Source organism: Ruegeria sp. HKCCA6837, assembly GCF_013034475.1.
In the GTDB taxonomy this organism is placed as follows: domain Bacteria; phylum Pseudomonadota; class Alphaproteobacteria; order Rhodobacterales; family Rhodobacteraceae; genus Ruegeria.
Window position 1 is genome coordinate 321,240 of the sequence record NZ_WQGD01000001.1, and the last position, 19,234, is coordinate 340,473.

17 protein-coding genes and 1 pseudogene are annotated in these 19,234 nt (G+C 57.0%); 16 read left to right on the forward strand and 2 right to left on the reverse strand.

The features are described from left to right. Positions 1–70 precede the first annotated feature (70 nt). The 9 genes and pseudogenes from GOV91_RS01535 (at position 71) to GOV91_RS01575 (ending at position 8,013) form a co-directional block, all read left to right on the forward strand. Positions 71–949 carry a lysophospholipid acyltransferase family protein gene (locus GOV91_RS01535; protein WP_171234197.1) on the forward strand — a complete coding sequence of 293 codons (879 nt, stop codon included), beginning with the start codon at positions 71–73 and terminating at the stop codon, positions 947–949. An 8-nt stretch (positions 950–957) separates the two neighbouring features. Continuing rightward, entirely contained in the window at positions 958–1,767 is an 810-nt protein-coding gene (locus tag GOV91_RS01540; protein WP_171234198.1) for a glutamate racemase, read from the forward strand. 94 nt (positions 1,768–1,861) lie between these two features. After that, positions 1,862–2,890 (forward strand): N-acetyl-gamma-glutamyl-phosphate reductase, encoded by a 1,029-nt coding sequence (gene argC, locus GOV91_RS01545; protein WP_171234199.1) that lies wholly within the window; start codon positions 1,862–1,864, stop codon positions 2,888–2,890. Positions 2,891–2,897: 7 nt separating this feature from the next. After that, the gene (gene ccmE / locus GOV91_RS01550; protein ID WP_171089834.1) at positions 2,898–3,344 is read left to right on the forward strand and encodes a cytochrome c maturation protein CcmE; all 447 of its coding nucleotides are present in this window, start codon (positions 2,898–2,900) and stop codon (positions 3,342–3,344) included. Positions 3,345–3,488: 144 nt separating this feature from the next. Continuing rightward, positions 3,489–4,100: pseudogene (locus GOV91_RS01555) on the forward strand (holin-associated N-acetylmuramidase). Continuing rightward, the gene (locus tag GOV91_RS01560) at positions 4,091–4,669 is read left to right on the forward strand and encodes a holin family protein (protein ID WP_171234200.1); all 579 of its coding nucleotides are present in this window, start codon (positions 4,091–4,093) and stop codon (positions 4,667–4,669) included. Before GOV91_RS01555 ends, GOV91_RS01560 begins: the two are co-directional and overlap by 10 nt. Positions 4,670–4,744: 75 nt before the next feature. Next, positions 4,745–6,709 carry a heme lyase CcmF/NrfE family subunit gene (locus GOV91_RS01565; RefSeq protein WP_171234201.1) on the forward strand — a complete coding sequence of 655 codons (1,965 nt, stop codon included), beginning with the start codon at positions 4,745–4,747 and terminating at the stop codon, positions 6,707–6,709. After that, positions 6,706–7,161, forward strand: a complete 456-nt coding sequence (locus GOV91_RS01570; protein ID WP_171174208.1) for a cytochrome c-type biogenesis protein — start codon at positions 6,706–6,708, stop codon at positions 7,159–7,161. The genes GOV91_RS01565 and GOV91_RS01570 overlap by 4 nt, the downstream gene beginning before the upstream one ends. Before the next feature lie 75 nt (positions 7,162–7,236). Then, on the forward strand, positions 7,237–8,013 hold the full coding sequence (locus GOV91_RS01575) for an enoyl-CoA hydratase-related protein (RefSeq protein ID WP_171174206.1): 777 nt from the start codon (positions 7,237–7,239) through the stop codon (positions 8,011–8,013). 11 nt (positions 8,014–8,024) lie between these two features. Here GOV91_RS01575 and bmt read toward each other — a convergent pair whose 3' ends face one another. Beyond that, positions 8,025–9,038 carry a betaine--homocysteine S-methyltransferase gene (bmt, locus tag GOV91_RS01580; RefSeq protein ID WP_171174204.1) on the reverse strand — a complete coding sequence of 338 codons (1,014 nt, stop codon included), beginning with the start codon at positions 9,036–9,038 and terminating at the stop codon, positions 8,025–8,027. A 122-nt stretch (positions 9,039–9,160) separates the two neighbouring features. After that, positions 9,161–9,478, reverse strand: a complete 318-nt coding sequence (locus GOV91_RS01585; protein WP_171174201.1) for a DUF1476 domain-containing protein — start codon at positions 9,476–9,478, stop codon at positions 9,161–9,163. Positions 9,479–9,665: 187 nt separating this feature from the next. On the opposite strand from GOV91_RS01585, the gene purC reads away from it, so the two are divergent. The 7 genes from purC to GOV91_RS01620 all read left to right on the forward strand — a co-directional run bounded on the left by purC (position 9,666) and on the right by GOV91_RS01620 (position 19,216). Beyond that, a complete protein-coding gene (gene purC / locus GOV91_RS01590; RefSeq protein WP_171234202.1) occupies positions 9,666–10,421 on the forward strand; it encodes a phosphoribosylaminoimidazolesuccinocarboxamide synthase in 756 nt (251 codons plus the stop codon). A gap of 236 nt (positions 10,422–10,657) precedes the next feature. Then, positions 10,658–10,888, forward strand: coding sequence for a phosphoribosylformylglycinamidine synthase subunit PurS (gene purS, locus GOV91_RS01595; RefSeq protein WP_171234565.1), 231 nt, complete (start codon positions 10,658–10,660; stop codon positions 10,886–10,888). Positions 10,889–10,892: 4 nt separating this feature from the next. Beyond that, positions 10,893–11,936 carry a zinc-dependent alcohol dehydrogenase family protein gene (locus tag GOV91_RS01600; RefSeq protein ID WP_171234203.1) on the forward strand — a complete coding sequence of 348 codons (1,044 nt, stop codon included), beginning with the start codon at positions 10,893–10,895 and terminating at the stop codon, positions 11,934–11,936. Positions 11,937–11,947: 11 nt separating this feature from the next. Then, the gene (purQ, locus tag GOV91_RS01605; protein ID WP_171234204.1) at positions 11,948–12,616 is read left to right on the forward strand and encodes a phosphoribosylformylglycinamidine synthase subunit PurQ; all 669 of its coding nucleotides are present in this window, start codon (positions 11,948–11,950) and stop codon (positions 12,614–12,616) included. Positions 12,617–12,652: 36 nt separating this feature from the next. Continuing rightward, the gene (locus GOV91_RS01610; protein ID WP_171234205.1) at positions 12,653–14,431 is read left to right on the forward strand and encodes an ATP-binding protein; all 1,779 of its coding nucleotides are present in this window, start codon (positions 12,653–12,655) and stop codon (positions 14,429–14,431) included. Positions 14,432–14,443: 12 nt separating this feature from the next. Beyond that, a complete protein-coding gene (locus GOV91_RS01615) occupies positions 14,444–15,778 on the forward strand; it encodes a sigma-54 dependent transcriptional regulator (protein WP_050603452.1) in 1,335 nt (444 codons plus the stop codon). 507 nt (positions 15,779–16,285) lie between these two features. Further along, entirely contained in the window at positions 16,286–19,216 is a 2,931-nt protein-coding gene (locus GOV91_RS01620; RefSeq protein WP_171234566.1) for a ribonuclease E/G, read from the forward strand. The last annotated feature ends 18 nt before the right edge of the window (positions 19,217–19,234 follow it).

A 19,234-nucleotide genomic window follows, 5' to 3' on the forward strand; every position in this document is an offset into this window, starting at 1 on the left:
AAGGGCGTCACGATGGCTAGGCAAAATTGTTACTTGCACCTATTTTGCAGGCAACAAACCGGAGACCCACATGACATCGCGTCGTGATGCCGTTCGTGACATTTCTTATGCCCATTCTGCCGAGACCAAAGGCGGGCGAATGGTTATTAAGCTTATGGAGAATACGACTGGCCGTATGCGCCTGATCAAACGCGCCGACGGATACGAAAAAGACGTTGCCAACGGGCGCGACTTTTGGGCCGTTATGGTCGAACGCTATGGGCTGACATTGGATGTTGTGGGGGGATCGCTTGCAAACATTCCGACTGATGGCCCCCTGATCCTGATTGCCAATCATCCCTATGGCATTCTGGACGGTTTAATAATGGGTCACATTCTGTCTGAGGCGCGCGGAGATTTCCGAATTCTGGCGCACAGGGTGTTTCGCAAGGCTGAAGATCTGAACCGCATCATCCTGCCCATTTCGTTTGATGAAACGAAAGAAGGGATGAAGCTGAATTTGGAGACTCGCTCAACGGCTCTCAACTATCTGAGCGAGGGTGGGGCGATTGGCATTTTTCCGGGCGGGACAGTCAGCACCGGGGTCAAGCCGTTTGCGCACCCTATGGATCCTGGCTGGCGTGGCTTCACGGCTCGAATGGTGGCGAAATCCAATGCAACGGTTGTGCCGGTTTTCTTCGACGGGCACACATCGCGCTTGTTCCAGATCGCAAGCCATCTGCACAACACTTTGCGTATGGGTCTGCTCATCAAAGAATTCAAAAAGCGCGTCGATACCCCTGTGAAAGTGGTGATCGGAGAGCCTATTGGGCGCGATGTTTTAGACCCGCTTGGCAAGGATACGCGCAAGATGATGGATTTCCTGCGCAAAGCCACGTATGAGCTGTCTCCGAAGCCGTTGGACTCTTATGACTACGGCTATGAATTTGAGGAACGGCATCGCGCCTGAAGGGGCTAATGGCAGTAGGTATCTTTGATTCCGGTTTGGGCGGTTTGACCGTCCTGAACGCCGCGCAGCAACGGCTGCCCGACGTGGAATTCCTGTATTTTGCGGACAGTGCACATGCACCTTACGGTGTACGTGATGCCGAGGATATCTATCAGCTGACCCGCAAGGCCGTGCACGAGCTGTGGGATCGCGGATGCAATCTTGTGATTCTGGCCTGCAATACCGCAAGCGCTGCCGCCCTGCGCAGGATGCAGGAAGAGGGCGTGCCCGAGGGTAAGAGAGTGCTAGGCGTCTTTGTTCCCTTGATCGAAGCGCTGACCGAGCGGCAATGGGGGGACAACTCTCCACCACGCGAAGTGGCCGTTAAGCATGTGGCCTTGTTCGCGACGCCTGCCACTGTGTCCAGCCGGGCCTTTCAGCGGGAACTGGCATTCCGCGCGATTGGCGTGGACGTCGAAGCGCAGGCCTGTGGTGGTGTGGTTGATGCCATTGAAGATGGCGATATGATCCTGGCGGAGGCGCTGGTGCGGAGCCATGTGGATGCTTTGAAACGAAAAATGCCCGAGCCGCAGGCCGCGATTCTGGGCTGTACGCACTATCCGTTGATGGCAGAGACGTTTCAGGCCGCCTTGGGTTCAGATGTTCAGGTCTTTAGCCAAGGGGATCTGGTGGCCGAAAGCCTGGCCGATTATCTGCAACGCCACCCCAATATGTTGGGCGATGGCGCTGGTGGCTATCTGACCACGGGCAAGCCGGGTTTTGTCAGTGATCGTGCAACGCAATTCCTCCGACGACAAATCTCGTTCGAGGCGGCCTGATTTAGGTCAAGGACGCACTTCCCCGAATTTTCTAATTCAAAGACCGTCACATCGGCGGTCGTGATATGTGACATATGCAAAGAAGAGGTCTGACATGACCCATAAAATCGCAATTCTGGGCGCTTCTGGTTACACCGGCGCTGAACTGGTGCGGCTGATCGCCGAGCACCCGAACATGGACATTGTTGCTTTGGCCGCCGAACGGAAGGCAGGCATGAGCATGGCGCAGGTCTTCCCGCATCTGCGGCACATGGATTTGCCGGATCTGTGCAAGATTTCCGAGATCGATTTTTCCAATGTTGATCTGTGTTTCTGTGCTTTGCCGCACAAAACCAGCCAAGAGGTGATCCGGGACCTGCCGAAAGACTTGAAGATCATTGATTTGTCAGCGGATTTCCGGCTGCAAGACCCGGATGAGTATGAGAAGTGGTATGGCAACCCGCACAGCGCTTTGGAGCAGCAGGGCGAGGCCGTTTATGGCCTAACTGAGTTCTATAGGGATGAGATAAGGTCGGCGCACTTGGTCGCCGGTACAGGCTGCAACGCCGCGACAGGGCAATATGTGCTGCGGCCGTTGATCTCGGCCGGGGTTATTGATCTTGATGACATCATTCTGGACCTGAAATGCGCAGTTTCCGGGGCCGGGCGGTCGCTCAAGGAAAACCTGCTGCACGCTGAGTTGAGTGAAGGGTACAATGCCTATGCTGTCGGCGGTGCGCACCGGCATCTGGGTGAATTCGATCAGGAATTTTCGAAGCTGGCCGGGCGGACAGTGCATGTGCAATTCACACCGCATCTGGTCCCGGCTAACCGGGGCATTCTGGCAACGACTTACGTCAAGGGCGACCCGCAAAGCGTCTATGAAACGTTGGCAAAGACCTATGTGGATGAGCCTTTCATCCAGATGCTGCCGATGGGACAGGCGCCGTCGACCCATCATGTACGCGGGTCGAATTTCTGTCATATCGGTGTGGTGGCTGACCGGATCGAACGGCGCGCGATTGTGATTGCCGCGCTGGATAACCTGACAAAAGGTAGCAGTGGCCAAGCCTTGCAGAACGCCAACCTGATGTTAGGTGAAGATGAAACTGTGGGTCTGATGATGGCCCCTCTATTTCCGTGAGGACGGTATGAAAACGCTCAAGAAACGTCGTCGAGTACAAGTCATTTTGGTAGCGGTCGTTGCCTTGGTGGCATCGACGGCGTTGATTGGGTGGGCCTTGCAGGATGGCATCAATTTCTTCCGTTCACCCAGCGAGGTAATTGCGGAGCCGCCCAAACCGACCGAGGTGTTCCGCATAGGCGGGCTTGTTGAAGAAGGCTCGATCATTCGTGGGCAGGGCGAAACCGTTCATTTTGTTGTCACAGATGGCGGTGAAAGTGTCCCGGTCTCGTTCACGGGCGTTCTGCCGGATCTGTTTACCGAGAACCAAGGCATGGTTGGCACCGGAAGCTACGTAAACGGCGTGTTTGAAGCAACTGAAATCCTTGCGAAACATGACGAAACTTACATGCCAAAAGAGGTAATGGACGCGCTGAAAGAGCAAGGTGTTTACAAAGAAGCGGAAGGCAGCTGATCGTCGGGCTACTCGGGCAAATGTAGCCATTGAACAAAAGAATAAAGGGCGTTGCACGTGTTCAAACTGCAGCGCCCTTTGTCGTTTCTGGATGTTAACAGGTTTGTCGGACCGTTGCCGCGATTGTTGAAATTGGGGGATGTCATGCAAACGGTTCGGCAGATCGCAGAAGACATCGTTGCACGAGAAGGCGGGTTTGTGGATGATCCGGACGACCCCGGCGGTGCCACGAAATACGGTGTGACCATTCACACAATGCGACGTCTGGGATTGGATTTGACTGGCGATGGTGCTGTGGATGTTGCCGACGTGCGGTTGCTCACGCGGCAAAAAGCGGTCGACATCTTTGTTCAGCATTACTTTGATAAGCCACGTGTTTCGTCGTTGCCGGATGTGCTGCACGCTTCGGTCTTTGACATGTATGTGAACGCCGGATCTCAGGCAGTGAAAATCCTGCAACGACTTTTGCGACACATGGGCTTCAATGTCGCGGCGGATGGCGTGATTGGTCCAAAGACCGCAGCAGCTTGTGTAAGTGCAGCTTAGCCGGACCCATCCACACTGCGGGATGCATACGGGATTGCGCGGCGGAATTACTACTTTCGTCTGGCGGATCGACGACCGGCCTTAAGAAAATATGCGCAAAGCCGGTCAGGGGGCAAAGGTGGCTGGATTAAACGGGCCGAAGAATTTCTGTCGCACCGCTATCACATGTCAGATGACGCGTTTCAAAGAAGGGTGGAAGCATGGGATTGATCTCGGGCGTCTTGGCGCTGTTGTTTGGGAATGGACGCAATGCGGTAAGAGAAACCGTTGAGCTTTACCGCGAGAACGCCGAAGCAGGCGCGCGGAGAGGAGCCGAGGTTCAAGCGCAAGCCATGTTGCAATTTGGTGGTGAATTCCAAACTGCGCGAAAAGGTTCATTTGACCGGTTTATGGATGGTGTTAATCGACTGCCACGTCCGGCTTTGGCCTTAGGGACGCTGGGGTTGTTCATCGCGGCCATGGTCGACCCGCTGTGGTTTGCGGCTAGGATGCAAGGCATGGCTTTGGTGCCGGAACCTTTATGGTGGTTGTTGGGCGTTATCGTTTCGTTTTACTTTGGAGCACGGCATCAGGTGAAGATGCAGGAGTTTCAACGGGATATCGGTGTTTCAATGCTGCGATTGCCTGCCGTCCTGAACAATATCGAGCAGTTGCGCGCCCTGCGAGCCGACAGCCCGGGGGCTGCGGATCCTGGCCCGGATTCAGCTTTGACGCAAGACGTCACGCGCCCTGATGCTAACCCTGCGCTGGAAGACTGGCGCAAGCGTCGCAGGACCTGACCCGCGACACTATGTGCCCCCGGATCTGGCGAAAGTTATTGGCCCCCGGATTGGCCCCGGAGTATATTCCGGGGCATGATTACAGAACTCGGCCACTTTGCCCTAATCCTCGCCTTCTTTGTCGCCATCGTGCAAAGCGTGGTGCCCCTGATCGGTGCCTCGAAACGTTGGACCGGATGGATGGCATTTGCCGAGCCTTCGGCCATTGTTCAGTTCCTGCTAACGGCATTATCCTTCGGTGCTCTGATCTGGGCTTTCGTCGTGTCCGACTTTTCCCTGAGGATCGTGGTTGAGAACAGCCACTCGGCCAAGCCGATGATCTACAAGATAAGTGGGACATGGGGGAACCACGAAGGGTCCATGTTGCTTTGGGTGCTGATTGTCACCTTGTTCGGTGCGATGGCTGCGTTTTTTGGTGGCGGTTTGCCGCCAACGCTTAAGGCACGTGTGTTGGCCGTGCAGTCTGCAATTGCTGTCGCATTTTTTGCCTTCATTTTGTTCACGTCAAACCCGTTTGACCGGCTTGCAATTGCGCCGTTTGACGGGCGCGACCTGAACCCACTGCTTCAAGACCCCGGTTTGGCCTTCCATCCACCGTTTCTCTATCTCGGATATGTGGGGCTGAGTATGGCGTTCAGCTTTGCCGTTGCCGCCCTGATCGAAGGCCGCGTCGACGCTGCTTGGGGGCGGTGGGTGCGGCCTTGGACACTGGCAGCATGGGTCTTTCTGACGATCGGGATCGCGTTGGGCTCCTGGTGGGCGTACTACGAACTCGGCTGGGGCGGTTTCTGGTTCTGGGACCCGGTCGAGAACGCCTCTTTCATGCCGTGGCTTCTGGCAGCCGCGCTGTTGCACTCTGCTATCGTTGTGGAAAAGCGCGAGGCGCTGAAGAGTTGGACCATTTTGCTGGCAATCATCGCATTCGGATTTTCACTGATCGGTACATTCATTGTGCGGTCTGGGCTTCTCACGTCTGTTCATGCCTTTGCAACCGATCCCGAACGTGGCGTATTTATCCTAATGATCCTGGTGTTCTTTATCGGCGGGGCATTGACGCTGTTTGCCGCGCGCGCCCAAGCGATGGAGGCCAAGGGTGTGTTTGGTATGGTCAGCCGCGAAAGCGCTTTGGTGGCGAACAACGTGCTGCTGGCTGTCAGCTGTTTTGTTGTGTTCGTAGGCACCATGTGGCCGATGGTGGCTGAGATGATGTTCGACCGGAAGCTCTCGGTCGGTGCTCCGTTCTTCAATGCGGCGTTCTCTCCGTTCATGGTGCTGCTTGGGTTGATCCTGCCGATTGGGTCAATGTTGCCGTGGAAGCGGGGAAGGATTGGCAAGACCGCGTGGTCGCTGCGCTATGCCTTTGGCCTTGCGCTTGCAATTGCTCTGCTGGTTTGGGCGATGCAGACGGGACGCAGCGCGCTTGGCCCGGTTGGTCTGTTCCTTGGGGCCTGGATCACCTTTGGTGCAGCGCTTGATTTGTGGAGCCGCACAGGCCGCAATGGCAGCCTTAAGCGCCTGTTCCGTTTGCCGGGCGCGGATTGGGGAAAAGCGGTTGCTCATACCGGTTTGGGCGTCACCATCTTCGCGGTCGCTGGTCTGACTGCGTGGGAGGCCGAAGATATTCGCGTGGCGCAACCCAACCAGCCGTTCGAAGTGGGGCAGTTCACGCTGACCCTGCAAGATGTGCGACAGGTTGAGGGGCCGAACTATTTCTCGACCACGGCAGATGTCCTGGTTGAAAAGAATGGACGTCTGATTGGCACCCTGCACCCGGAAAAACGCGACTATCCGGTGGCGCGTATGCCCACGACTGAGGCTGCGATCGACTATCGTTTCCTGGGCGACCTTTACGTCGTGATCGGCGATCAGCAGGCCGATGGGGGCTGGGTCATGCGGACCTATATCAAACCGCTCGCAAACTGGATCTGGGGTGGCTGCATTCTAATGTCGCTAGGCGGTATCCTAAGCCTATGTGACAGACGATTCCGTGTTGCGGCTGGGGCCAGAAAAACCCCGGTTGGCGGAGTGCCCGCAGAATGAAACGCCTTGTACTGATCCTAATGCTGCTGGCGACACCCGTGTTTTCGGTGCAGCCCGACGAGGTGCTGGATGATCCGGTCCTCGAACAGCGGGCGCGCGACCTCAGCACTGGCCTACGCTGCCTTGTTTGCCGGAACGAGAGCATCGACGAAAGCAATGCAGATCTTGCGCGTGACTTGCGCCTGTTGCTGCGTGAGCGTTTGGTCGCGGGTGACAGCGATGAAGAGGCAATTGCCTTTATCGTAGATCGCTATGGCGAATACGTTCTGCTGAAGCCGACGACCAGCGGTTCGAACCTGTTTCTTTGGCTCGCCGGACCCATCATGTTGCTGATTGCAGCCGGGGTCGGGCTGAACTTTCTGCGCAACCGCGCCAAAGCCCACGCTTCAGTTGAGAGCACGACGCTGAGTGAGGACGAAAAGGAACGCCTGCGCCGAATTCTTGAAGACTGACGTTTGGTTCTGCTTTTCCCATCCCGTTTGGGTCAGTAAGTGTGCAAAAACGCAAGGCGCGACGGGAGGGTTTTCATGAAATACGAAACGGTTGTTCTGGATATTTCTGACGGGCTGGCAGTTCTGACATTGAACAGACCTGACAAGATGAACGCTCTGACAACTCAGATGCGAGCTGAAATCACTCACGCAATGAAAGATGCGGCGACCCGAGCCCGGTGCATCGTGATCACCGGCGCTGGACCTGCTTTTTGCTCGGGACAGGATTTGGGTGATGCGTCGTCAACCGGCAAGATTGACTTGGAACGTTCGTTGCGGGACGAATATGAGCCGATGCTGGAGACGATTCACAGCTGTCCGGTGCCAACGATTGCGGCCGTGAACGGAGCTGCGGCTGGGGCAGGAGCCAACCTTGCCCTGTGCGCGGATGTAGTGATTGCTGCCGAGAGCGCCTATTTCCTGCAGGCCTTTGCTCGGATCGGGTTGCTGCCCGACGCTGGCGGAACCTGGTTCATGCCACGTCAAATGGGGCTGGCCAAGGCGATGGGGGCGGCTTTGTTTGCTGACAAGATCAGCGCACGGCAGGCAGATGATTGGGGTCTGATCTGGGAGGCCATCCCTGATGAAGACTTCGCTGCGCATTGGCGCAAACGGGCGGAATACCTGGCCAAAGGTCCGACCGCCGCCTATGGCGCGATCAAGCAAGCTGTTCGTGGGACATATGAAAACACCCTGCCTCAGCAGCTTGCGACCGAAGCGCATCTGCAAGGCGAATGCGGTCGCTCGCGCGATTTCGCCGAAGGTGTGGTGGCATTCATGGAAAAACGCCCTCCGAAATTCGAAGGGCGCTGAATAGGTCGAATTTAGGCGCGGCGGCGGCGGCGCGCTCGGCGCTCGGGTGCAGCATCATCGCCGGTTCCGTCCGAGGCCGAAGTAAACGGACCAAGCGCATCAGTGATTTGTTCCAGGGTGGGGCGCTCGCCGCGGGATGTGGTGTCCAGCGCCTCGCGCATCTTGCGCAGGTGATCGGGCATGGTCCCGCAGCAACCGCCAATGATCGTAGCACCTGCGTCGCGCGCCATAGCTGCATACTGCCCCATCAATTCGGGTGTACCGTCATAGTGGATGTGGCCATCCACGTATTTCGGAATGCCCGCGTTACCTTTTGAGATCAGAGGACGTTCCGTGCCCTGTGCGCCAAAGCCCAGAACAGTGCGCAGAATATCTGATGCGCCGGTTCCACAATTGGCTCCGAATGCGATGGGCGGGTTTGGCAGCGTTTCAACCAGTTGCGCCAGATCAGCCGAGGTGACACCCATCATTGTGCGACCCGCTGTGTCAAAGCTCATGGTGCCACACCAGGGCATATCGGCCAGCGCAAACGCTTCGGCGGCGGCGCGGAATTCTTCGGGCGCGCTGATGGTTTCGACCCACAGCACATCCACACCGCCTTCTTTCAGTGCTGCGGCTTGTTCGTGGAACATTTCCACCGCTTCGGAATGAGACAAGCTTCCGACGGGTTCCATGATCTCGCCGGTCGGGCCAACGGATCCAGCGACCACAACGGGGCGTCCCGCCTTGTCCGCAACTTCACGCCCAAGTTCCGCACCGATGCGGTTCAGTTCGCCCACGCGATTCTGTGCGTCATGCAATTTGAGCCGCGCCGATGTGCCACCGAACGTATTGGTCAAGAAAAGATCGCTGCCCGCATCGACGGAACCCTGATACAGGGCTTTGATTTTTTCGGGAGCGTCCACGTTCCAGAGTTCAGGCGCATCGCCGGATTGCAGGCCCATGTTGAACAGGTTTGTTCCAGTCGCTCCATCCGCCAGAATGGCATCATTGGTGTCCAGAAGCTTGCTCAGCGCATTTGTCATTGGGGTATTCCAGAAAAAGGCGCAAATCGCCGTTAAAAAATAGAGACGCCCCATGTCACACGACAGGGGCGTCAAATCAAATTCATAAAACTCATGAAGATCATGAGTCAGGCGCTAATCGTTTAGTCGGTCTCGCTCAGAACCTGCGCTTTGGCCTCTGGCAAAAGCTCGGCCATTTTCGCCCGAATTTCGTCATCCGAGGACAAGCTACCCAAATCGCCTGAAACCTTGCGCACAACATCCTCGTGCCCGGCTTCTTCAAAATCGGCGATTACAACCGTCTTTGCGTATTCTTCGGCATCGGCACCGGTTTTGCCCAGTTTCTCTGCCGCCCATAGGCCCAGTAGTTTGTTGCAGCGGGCCTGGGCCTTGAACTGCATTTCTTCGTCATGAGCAAATTTGGCTTCAAAGGCGTTTTCGCGTTCGTCGAACGTGGTCATTGGGTGAGGACCTCTTGGGTTACATCTTGTTTCCTGATGATATGACCATACGACGTCCCGTGCGCAAGGTATTTGCGCTGCGTCAAAGCCTCTCGGGTACATGAACTTGCGAGAAAAGGGGGCTTGCACTAAGAGAACGCCAACGAGAGGGGACTCAATCCCTCTGCTCAGACTGGAAAGGTCGCTTATGGCGCGTCGCAAAAAAATTTACGAAGGTAAGGCCAAGATTCTGTATGAAGGTCCCGAACCGGGCACAATTGTGCAGTATTTCAAGGATGACGCCACCGCGTTTAACGCGGAAAAGAAGGACGTTATTGACGGCAAGGGCGTATTGAACAATCGCCTGTCCGAGTTCTTTATGAACGGCCTGACCCAAATCGGTATTCCGAACCACTTTATTCGCCGCCTGAACATGCGCGAACAACTGGTGCGCAATTGCGAAATCGTTCCGTTGGAAGTGATCGTTCGAAACTATGCCGCCGGATCGATGTCAAAACGTCTGGGCATAGCAGAAGGGACACAGCTGCCGCGCCCGATCGTCGAATATTGCTACAAGGACGACGCGCTGGGTGATCCTCTGGTTACAGAAGAACATATCGCGGCCTTTGGTTGGGCCAGCCAGCAGGACATGGACGACATCCTCAGCATTGCTCTGCGGGTGAACGATTTCATGAGCGGCGTGATGCTGGCAGTTGGTATTCGGCTGGTGGACTTCAAGATCGAGATCGGACGCGTGTTCGATGGCGACTATCAGCGCCTGATCGTGGCTGACGAAATCAGCCCCGACAGCTGCCGCCTGTGGGATATTGAGACCGGCCAGAAGCTGGACAAGGATGTGTTCCGCCGCGATCTGGGCAACCTGACCGATGCATATTCAGAAGTCGCGCGCCGGTTGGGTGTGCTTCCGAATACCAATGTCACCAAGCCGACACTGATCAACTGATCCGTTCCGGAGACTTATGTGTCAACTAAACTGCGCTGCGGCAAAAACCGCGGCGCATTTTGGTTTTTGCGTTATCGGAAGGTTCATCTGTTGGTGATTAACCGAAAGAGTCGCTTCGCTTGATGACAACTGCGGCAAACTGCTTGGGAAACAGGGTTGTCGAAAACGGTCAGGCACGCTATCCCCCGCGCAACGAAATGGGCCATGGATTGCGGCCCGAAGGTGGAGTTGCCAAAATGAAAGCACGGGTGCATGTGATGCTCAAGAACGGGGTACTGGACCCGCAGGGCGAAGCTGTTCGGCACGCATTGGGCGCAATGGGCTTTGATAAGGTCGAAGGTGTACGTCAAGGCAAGGTGATCGACCTTGAACTGACCGAAGGTGCAACCGAAGCGGATGTCACCGAAATGTGCGAAAAGCTGTTGGCCAACACGGTCATTGAACGCTACGAGATCGAACTGGTCTGACCGAATGCGGGCCGCGCGTCTGATCACCTATCGCCAACCACTTGAGGTTACGACGGTACCCGACCCCGAACCCGCCGAAGACGGTGTGGTGGTTCGGGTTCTGGCCTGTGGCGTATGTAGGTCTGACTGGCACGCGTGGTCCGGCGCAGATCCAGACGTTATTCTGCCAATGACACCTGGTCATGAATATTGTGGCGAGGTTGTTGCGGTCGGCGCGCGCGTTACCCGGTGGCGGGTTGGCGACAGGGTGATTGCTCCCTTCATTCTGGCTTGCGGGCATTGCGCGGATTGTGCGCAGGGGCATCAGACAATCTGCAACGATCAGATTGTGCCTGGGTTCACCTGCGATGGCGCCTTTGCCGAATACATTGCTGTAGCCCATGCGGATGCTAACCTTACATTGTTGCCCGACAGCATTGCGCCCGAAGTGGCGGCCGCCCTTGGGTGCCGGGTGACGACAGCATGGCAGGCATTGGTCGGACGGGCGCAGGTTCAGGGTGGGGAATGGATTGCGGTCTTTGGTGGCGGTGGCGTTGGAATCTCGACCCTGCTGTTGGGCAAGGCCCTTGGTGCACGGGTTGTGGTGGTCGATATCGCAGACGACAAGCTGGATTATGCCATGTCTCTGGGCGCGGACGCGGTCGTGAATGCGACGACCTGTGATGCGTCGCAAGCCGTGAAGGACATCACTGGCGGCGGCGCGCACGTTGCAATTGAAGCCTTGGGCATTGAAGTGACGACTGTCTCCGCGATGCGGTCCCTTCGCAAACTGGGGCGCATGGTGCAGATCGGAATGCCTGCGGGGGATCACACCCAGATGGCACTGCCAATGGATGTGCTGTACTCTGGCCAGCTTTCTGTTTTCGGTACACGGGGAATGCCAAGCTGGCGTTATCCGTCCTTGTTGTCGATGATCGCAGGGGGCGGGATCGACCTGAGCCCACTGGTCACGCGTAAAATATCTCTCAACCAGGTAAGCGCTGAGCTTGCCGCCTTTGATCATCCGACCCCTCCGGGCGTTGCGGTGGTTACTGATTTTGTCTCGTAGGAGGGCCCGCCATGCGCGCAGCCGTAATCGTATTCCCCGGATCCAACTGTGACCGAGACCTCGCCGTCGCTTTTGAGCAGGCCGGTTTCAAGGTTGATATGGTCTGGCACAAAGACGCAGCGTTGCCCGACGGTGTAGATATCGTGGGCGTACCGGGCGGCTTTTCGTATGGCGACTATCTGCGCTGCGGGGCCATCGCTGCCAAGTCACCGATCTGCAAAGCGGTTGTGAATCATACCGAACGTGGCGGATATGCAGTTGGTATCTGTAACGGTTTCCAGGTTTTGACAGAAACGGGCATCCTGCCAGGCGCGTTGCTGCGCAATGCCGGGCTGAAGTACATTTGTAAAACAGTGGGCCTGAAGGTTGAAACCAGCGATAGCGTGTTTACCGCCGGCTACAATGCGGGTGACGTGATCGGCATTCCGATTGCACATCACGACGGCAATTACTTTGCGGACGACGAAACGCTGTCGGCATTGCAGGATCAAGACCGTATCGCGTTCACCTATACCGAGAATCCCAACGGCTCGGTGGGTGATATTTCGGGCATTCTGTCGGAAAACCGCCGTGTGCTGGGAATGATGCCGCACCCCGAACGGGCCGCTGACGAAGGTCACGGTGGCACCGACGGGGCGGCGCTGTTCCGCGCATTGTCGGGCGTGTTTGAAGCGGCGTGACTTGAGGTCACGCGCGCCCGCGCGTAACGTCTGGACATGAACTCGGACGTGCGATCAGCCTGGTCAAATCTGTTGAAACCGTTTCGTGGTGCGCCGCTGGGCTGGCGGCTGCGCCTGTCTGTGCTGGTGTTGCTAGTCGCAACAATCGCAACGGTCTGGATTACCAACCGACTGTTGACTGACAGGTTCACGGAATCAACCCGAAACCGGGCTGAACTACGGCTGGCCTTGTATTCCGGAAACTTGCTCAGCGAATTGCGACGAAACTCAATCGTGCCGCAGTTGCTGGCTCGTGACCCAACCTTGATTTCCGCCCTCCAATCCAGTGACTACACGCTTTCAACGCAGCGGTTGATCTCTTTTGTAGAAGAAATCGGCGCCGCATCCTTGATGCTGCTGGACAGCGACGGTCGGACAGTCGCGGCGACCGATCGGAACAGGCTAGGCGAAGGGCACAGAAATACCGCATATTTTGTGGACGCCGTCCGATCGAACGCGACAATTTTTTCCGTCATTCCGAAGGAATCCGGCGGATACAGTTTTGTGTATTCCCGGCGACTGGAAAATGGATCGGAAATTCTGGGTGTCATCATTGTTGAGGTGGATCTTCAGAAATTCGAGCGCGCATGGGCCGGTATATCAGACGCGGTGATGGTCACGGACAGCACCGGAACGATCATCCTGTCCACCGAGCCACGTTGGCGTGGCTTGGAAGAAAGCACGGCAATGCTGCGCCAACCGCCACAGGGCGCTATCCAACGCGCCATTCGGGCCACAACCGACTGGACGGCATTGCCACCTGATGCCTACCTGCAAGGCGAGGCGGTGATGCGGATGGAAACACGCATCCCGTTCCGGGGCTGGCAGATGACATCTTTCACCACCTTTGAGTCGATCCGCGAAAAGGTGAACAGCGTGCTCGCGCTGGAAATCATGGGGTTTGCGATTCTTCTGGCGCTTACGTTCTATGCGCTCAGCCGTCGGGCCACCTTGCGCATGGCCCTGTTTCAGCGCGAGTCGGCAGAGCTTCGCGCATTGAACGCGCGGCTACAGCGAGAAATTGCTGAGCGGGAACGGGTTGAAAAGACGCTGGATTTGGCAGAACAGACCCTCGCGCAAAGCTCGAAATTGGCGGCGTTGGGCGAGATGTCGGCTGCGGTCAGTCACGAGCTCAATCAACCTCTGGCTGCAATGAAAACATATCTCGCCGGGGCGCGTCTGTTGTTGCGGCGCAACCGACCGGAAGAGGCGCTGGCCAGCTTTGGGCGCATCGATGGCCTGATCGAACGGATGGGTGCGATCACGCGCCAGCTTAAGTCTTATGCACGCAAAGGGGCGGATGCGTTTTCGCCTGTAAATCTTGGTGAAGCGCTGGCCTCGGCCTTGTCTATGATGGAGCCCCAACTGCGTCAGCGTCATGTGAAGATCACTCAGATCCTGCCGGAAGAACCTGTAATGGTGATGGGGGACCGGATGCGGATCGAGCAGGTGATGGTCAACCTCTTGCGAAATGCGCTGGATGCCACCAAATCAGTAGCAGAGCCGGATGTGGAAATCATCCTGGCGGCGGGCGACATGGCGGTCCTGACCGTGCGTGACAACGGGCACGGCATAGAGGACATCGAGAACCTGTTCGAGCCGTTCTATACCACCAAACAGCCTGGAGATGGCGTAGGTCTGGGGCTTGCTATCTCGTCTGGGATCGTGAACGACCATGGAGGACGGCTGACTGCGCGCAATGCACAATACGGCGGCGCGGTGTTTGAAATGCAGTTGCCAGCACTGGGAAGCGACGGCCTTGAGGCCGCGGAATAACGAGGAATGACTATGGCACAGGCCATGAAAATTGCCATTGTGGATGACGAACAGGACATGCGCCAGTCGATCAGCCAATGGCTTGCTTTGTCCGGATACGACACTGAAACCTTTGCTAGCGCGGAAGATGCGCTCAAGGTTCTGGGGCCGGATTACCCGGGGATCGTGATTTCGGATATCAAAATGCCGGGGATGGATGGCATCCAGCTTCTGAAAAAGCTGATGGGCGCCGACAGCACCCTGCCTGTGATCATGATCACCGGACATGGTGATGTTCCAATGGCGGTCGAGGCGATGCGTGTCGGTGCGTTCGATTTCCTTGAAAAGCCATTCAACCCCGATCGCATGTCCGAACTGGCCAAGCGCGCCAGCAATGCCCGTCGCCTGACATTGGACAATCGGGCACTTCGGCGCGAGCTGTCGGGTGGCACGCAGATCATGAATAAGCTGATCGGTGCCAGCCCGGTGATGGAGCGGTTGCGAGAGGATATTCTGGACCTTGGGCAGGCCGACGGACATGTGTTGATCGATGGTGAGACCGGAACCGGTAAAACCCTGGTTGCACACGCACTGCATGCGGTGGGCAGCCGCGCGGGTAAGAAGTTTGTTTTGGTATCCTGCGCAGCGCTCGAGGAAGACGCGCTGGCCAAACGGTTGTTTGGCCCGATGATGCCCGAGGATGCGCAATTGCCCGCAATCGAAGAGGCGCGCGGAGGCACGCTGGTGCTGGAAGATGTTGAGGCGCTGAGCGATACGTTACAGGCCAAGCTGCTGAGCGTGATGAACGAGCAGGGCACGCCGGCCGAGACCCGGATCGTTGCGATCTCGAATCTGCAGGAAGCGGGAAAAACCTCTGAGGATGTTCTGCGCCCTGATCTGTTTTACCGACTGGCCGCGTTGCGGATCACGATGCCGCCACTGCGTCAGCGAGGTGAGGACATTCTGACCCTCTTCACGCGCCTCAGCGAGCAGTTTGCCGAGGAATACGGTTGTGATGCACCTCAGGTCAGCGCTCAGGAAGCAGCGCAGCTGTTGCAAGCGCCCTGGCCGGGCAACGTGCGCCAATTGATCAATATTGCCGAGCGCGCCGTGCTGCAATCGCGCCGTGGATCGGGAACGATTGCGTCGCTGTTGATGTCGGACCATGAAGAGATGCAGCCGGTGATGACCACCGAAGGCAAGCCGCTGAAGGAATATGTCGAAGCGTTCGAGCGGATGCTGATCGACAACACGATGCGCCGCCACAAAGGCTCGATTGCGTCTGTTATGGACGAACTCTGCCTGCCGCGCCGGACGCTGAATGAAAAAATGGCCAAATATGGTCTTCAGCGTTCAGACTATCTTTAAGTGACGCGAATGGGGGCGCTGCCCCCGTCGCCTTTGGCGACTCCCCCGAGGTATTTTTAGCCAGATGAAAGGGATCCGCCCGCGCGCATTTTGGCGGAATGCAGTTTGCCCATTGTCTTTTCCACAGGGTTGCTTTTATGGTGTGCGAACGGGCCAGGCGAATTTGACGCCCATAAGACCCGAATTTTTGAGTTTCGCTGCTGATCTGTTGATGAGGATCAAGCCCTCGCGGTTCAGCAGGCCGATTGTGCCCCGAACGGGGCAGTGTAGTACCTGAGCCCAGGATCCTTGGGCGAAAGGAATAAATGGGCAGGCAGCGGTCAGACGCGCCTGTCGGAGAAGAACCGCGATGACGCGCGCGCAACGATTGAGAGAACGGGCAGGGGGCCACAGCGCCAGACCTTGCCGCGCGCCGTCCGAAATCGCCCTGACAAGACACCTCCCCAAATGCGCCTGTCCGCCTGGACAGGTCAGGACAACGCGTTTGGCGCGGTGCACCAAGGAAACATGGCTAAGAAAATGCTTATCGATGCCACCCACGCGGAGGAAACCCGCGTCGTGGTGGTCGACGGAAACAAGGTCGAGGAGTTCGATTTTGAGTCCGAAAACAAGCGCCAGCTTGCTGGCAACATCTATCTTGCAAAAGTAACACGGGTTGAGCCGTCGCTTCAGGCGGCGTTTGTCGATTATGGCGGGAACCGGCATGGATTCCTGGCGTTTTCGGAAATTCATCCGGACTATTACCAGATCCCCGTCGCCGACCGTGAGGCATTGATGGAGGAAGAACGCGCCTACGCCGAGGCGATGAAGGCGCGTGATGAAGCCGAAGAATCCAAACCCAAGAAACGGCGGTCTCGGTCGCGGTCCAAGGCGGCCGATGTGAAATTGGACGATCCGGTTGAAACGATGGAAGTTTCATCCGAGCCGACTGGTATGGAAACCATCGATCTTGCCGACGGCGAAGATACGGATGCAGAGGTGCCCGAGGGAACCTCGCCCATGGAGATTGTCGCCGAAACACCGGTAGAAGAGCCGGAAGACAGCGATGCGACCCCGTCGGACGCTGTATCTGAAGACGCTGAGCAAGCGGCTGTTGTTGAGGTCGATGACGCGACTGATGAAGCTGAAGGGGTCAACGACGCTGCTGGTGAGACCACCGAAGAGCCTGCTGAAGCCTCGGATGAGGCGTCAGCAGATGTCGTAGATCAAGCCGAGGAAGCTTCGGACAACGCGAATGAGGAAGCGGCAGAGGCTTCGGCTGTTGAAGATAATGATACCTCGGCTGAAACCTCCTCAGACTCCGACGATAATCAGGATGCGGATGAAGAAGGCGCCGAAGGCACGGGGGTCGATGCGTCCTCGAAGGATGATTCAATTGAATCCGTAGCGGATGAGGATGACAGCGAAGACATCCGTCCACCGCGCAAACCTCGCCCGCGTCGCTATAAGATTCAGGAAGTTATCAAGGTTCGTCAGGTCCTGCTGGTGCAGGTGGTCAAGGAAGAGCGCGGCAACAAGGGCGCTGCACTGACAACCTACCTGTCTTTGGCCGGTCGCTATTGCGTATTGATGCCGAACACTGCGCGCGGTGGCGGTATCAGCCGCAAAATCACCAACGCCGCCGACCGCAAGAAACTGAAAGAAATTGCCGCGGACATTGATGTCCCGACCGGGGCCGGTTTGATTATTCGTACAGCGGGGGCCAAGCGCACCAAGTCCGAGATCAAGCGCGACTACGAATACCTGCAGCGCTTGTGGGAGCAGATCCGTGCCCTGACACTGGAATCGATTGCGCCTGCAAAGATCTATGAAGAAGGCGACCTGATCAAACGGTCGATCCGCGATCTTTATAACCGCGATATCGACGAGGTCCTGGTCGAGGGTGAGGGCGGATACCGCATCGCCAAGGACTTCATGAAAATGATCATGCCGTCTCACGCTAAGAACGTGAAACGGTATGAGGATGCCCTGCCTCTGTTCGCGCGGTATCAGGTCGAAAGCTATCTGGCAGGGATGTTCAACCCGACGGTTCAGCTGAAATCCGGTGGCTACATTGTGATCGGTGTCACTGAGGCTTTGGTGGCGATCGACGTGAACTCGGGTCGGGCGACCAAGGAAGGCTCGATCGAGGAAACCGCGCTGAAGACCAACCTGGAGGCCGCCGAAGAAGTTGCCCGTCAATTGCGTCTGCGTGACTTGGCCGGTCTGATTGTCATCGATTTCATCGACATGGACGAGCGCAAGAACAACGCAGCGGTTGAAAAGCGTCTGAAGGATAAGCTGAAAACTGATCGGGCGCGTATTCAGGTTGGCCGGATTTCGGGCTTTGGACTGTTGGAGATGAGCCGTCAGCGCCTGCGCCCTGGTATGATCGAGGCCACGACTCAGCCATGCCCGGCCTGTCATGGAACCGGCTTGATCCGTTCGGACGACAATATGGCCCTGTCGATTCTGCGTCAGATCGAAGAGGAAGGAACCCGCCGTAGGTCGCGTGAGGTTCTGGTGCGCTGCCCTGTCAGCATCGCCAACTTCCTTATGAATCAAAAGCGCGAGCACATTGCACAGATTGAGGCGCGGTACGGTCTGTCGGTGCGGATCGAGGGTGACGTTCATTTGGTCAGCCCCGATTTCTCGATGGAGAAATTCAAGACCGCCAGTCGGATTGTGCCGGAAGCCACTGCGCCTGTTGTATCCGTCGATGCATCACTGATGGATTTGGTGGATTCGTCGGACGAAGAAGTCGCCGAAGACGAAGTCGCCCAGGCAGAGGAGGAATCCAAGCCCAAGCGCAAGCGCCGTCGTCGCCGCCGCAAGAAGGGCGGGGGCAATGGTGATGCGACAGAGCAATCCAGCGACGGCAATGAAGCTGAGATGCATGAGAATGCTGAAAGCGAAGGAGCCGACGAAGAAGCTGCGACTGAGGTTGTCGAGGCAGAAGCCGCTGACGAAGAAAAACCTGCCAAGCCCAAGCGCAAGCGCGCGCCACGTCGTCGGAAAAAAGACGCAATAGCAGAAGAAACGGTCGAACAGGCTGAAACAGCAGTTGCCGAAGCTGAGACGGTAACGGATGCACCTGCGGCAGAAAAAGGTGCCGAAACCCCTGAGGGTGACGTGACAGAGGTCGCTCAGGAGCAAGGCGAGGCGTTTGTTGCGGCACCTGAACCTGCGGTTGAAGAACCTGTGATTGCCGAAGAGGCCAGCGCTGCGGATGCGGGCGACAAAGCCATCGTTACGGATGCAGTCGTCGAAGAACCCGCTGCGGATGTGGAATCAACCGCAGCAAAAGCGGTTGAAGAACCTACTGCGGATGAAGTTGAACCCGCCGCAGAAGCGCCAGTGGAAGAAACGCCCGAACCCGTGCTGGAAACCGTAGCGGAAGAACCGGAACCGGGACCTGCCAAGCCGAAACGGCGCGGATGGTGGTCATTGGGTAAATAAAGAAAGGCGGGCTGATGG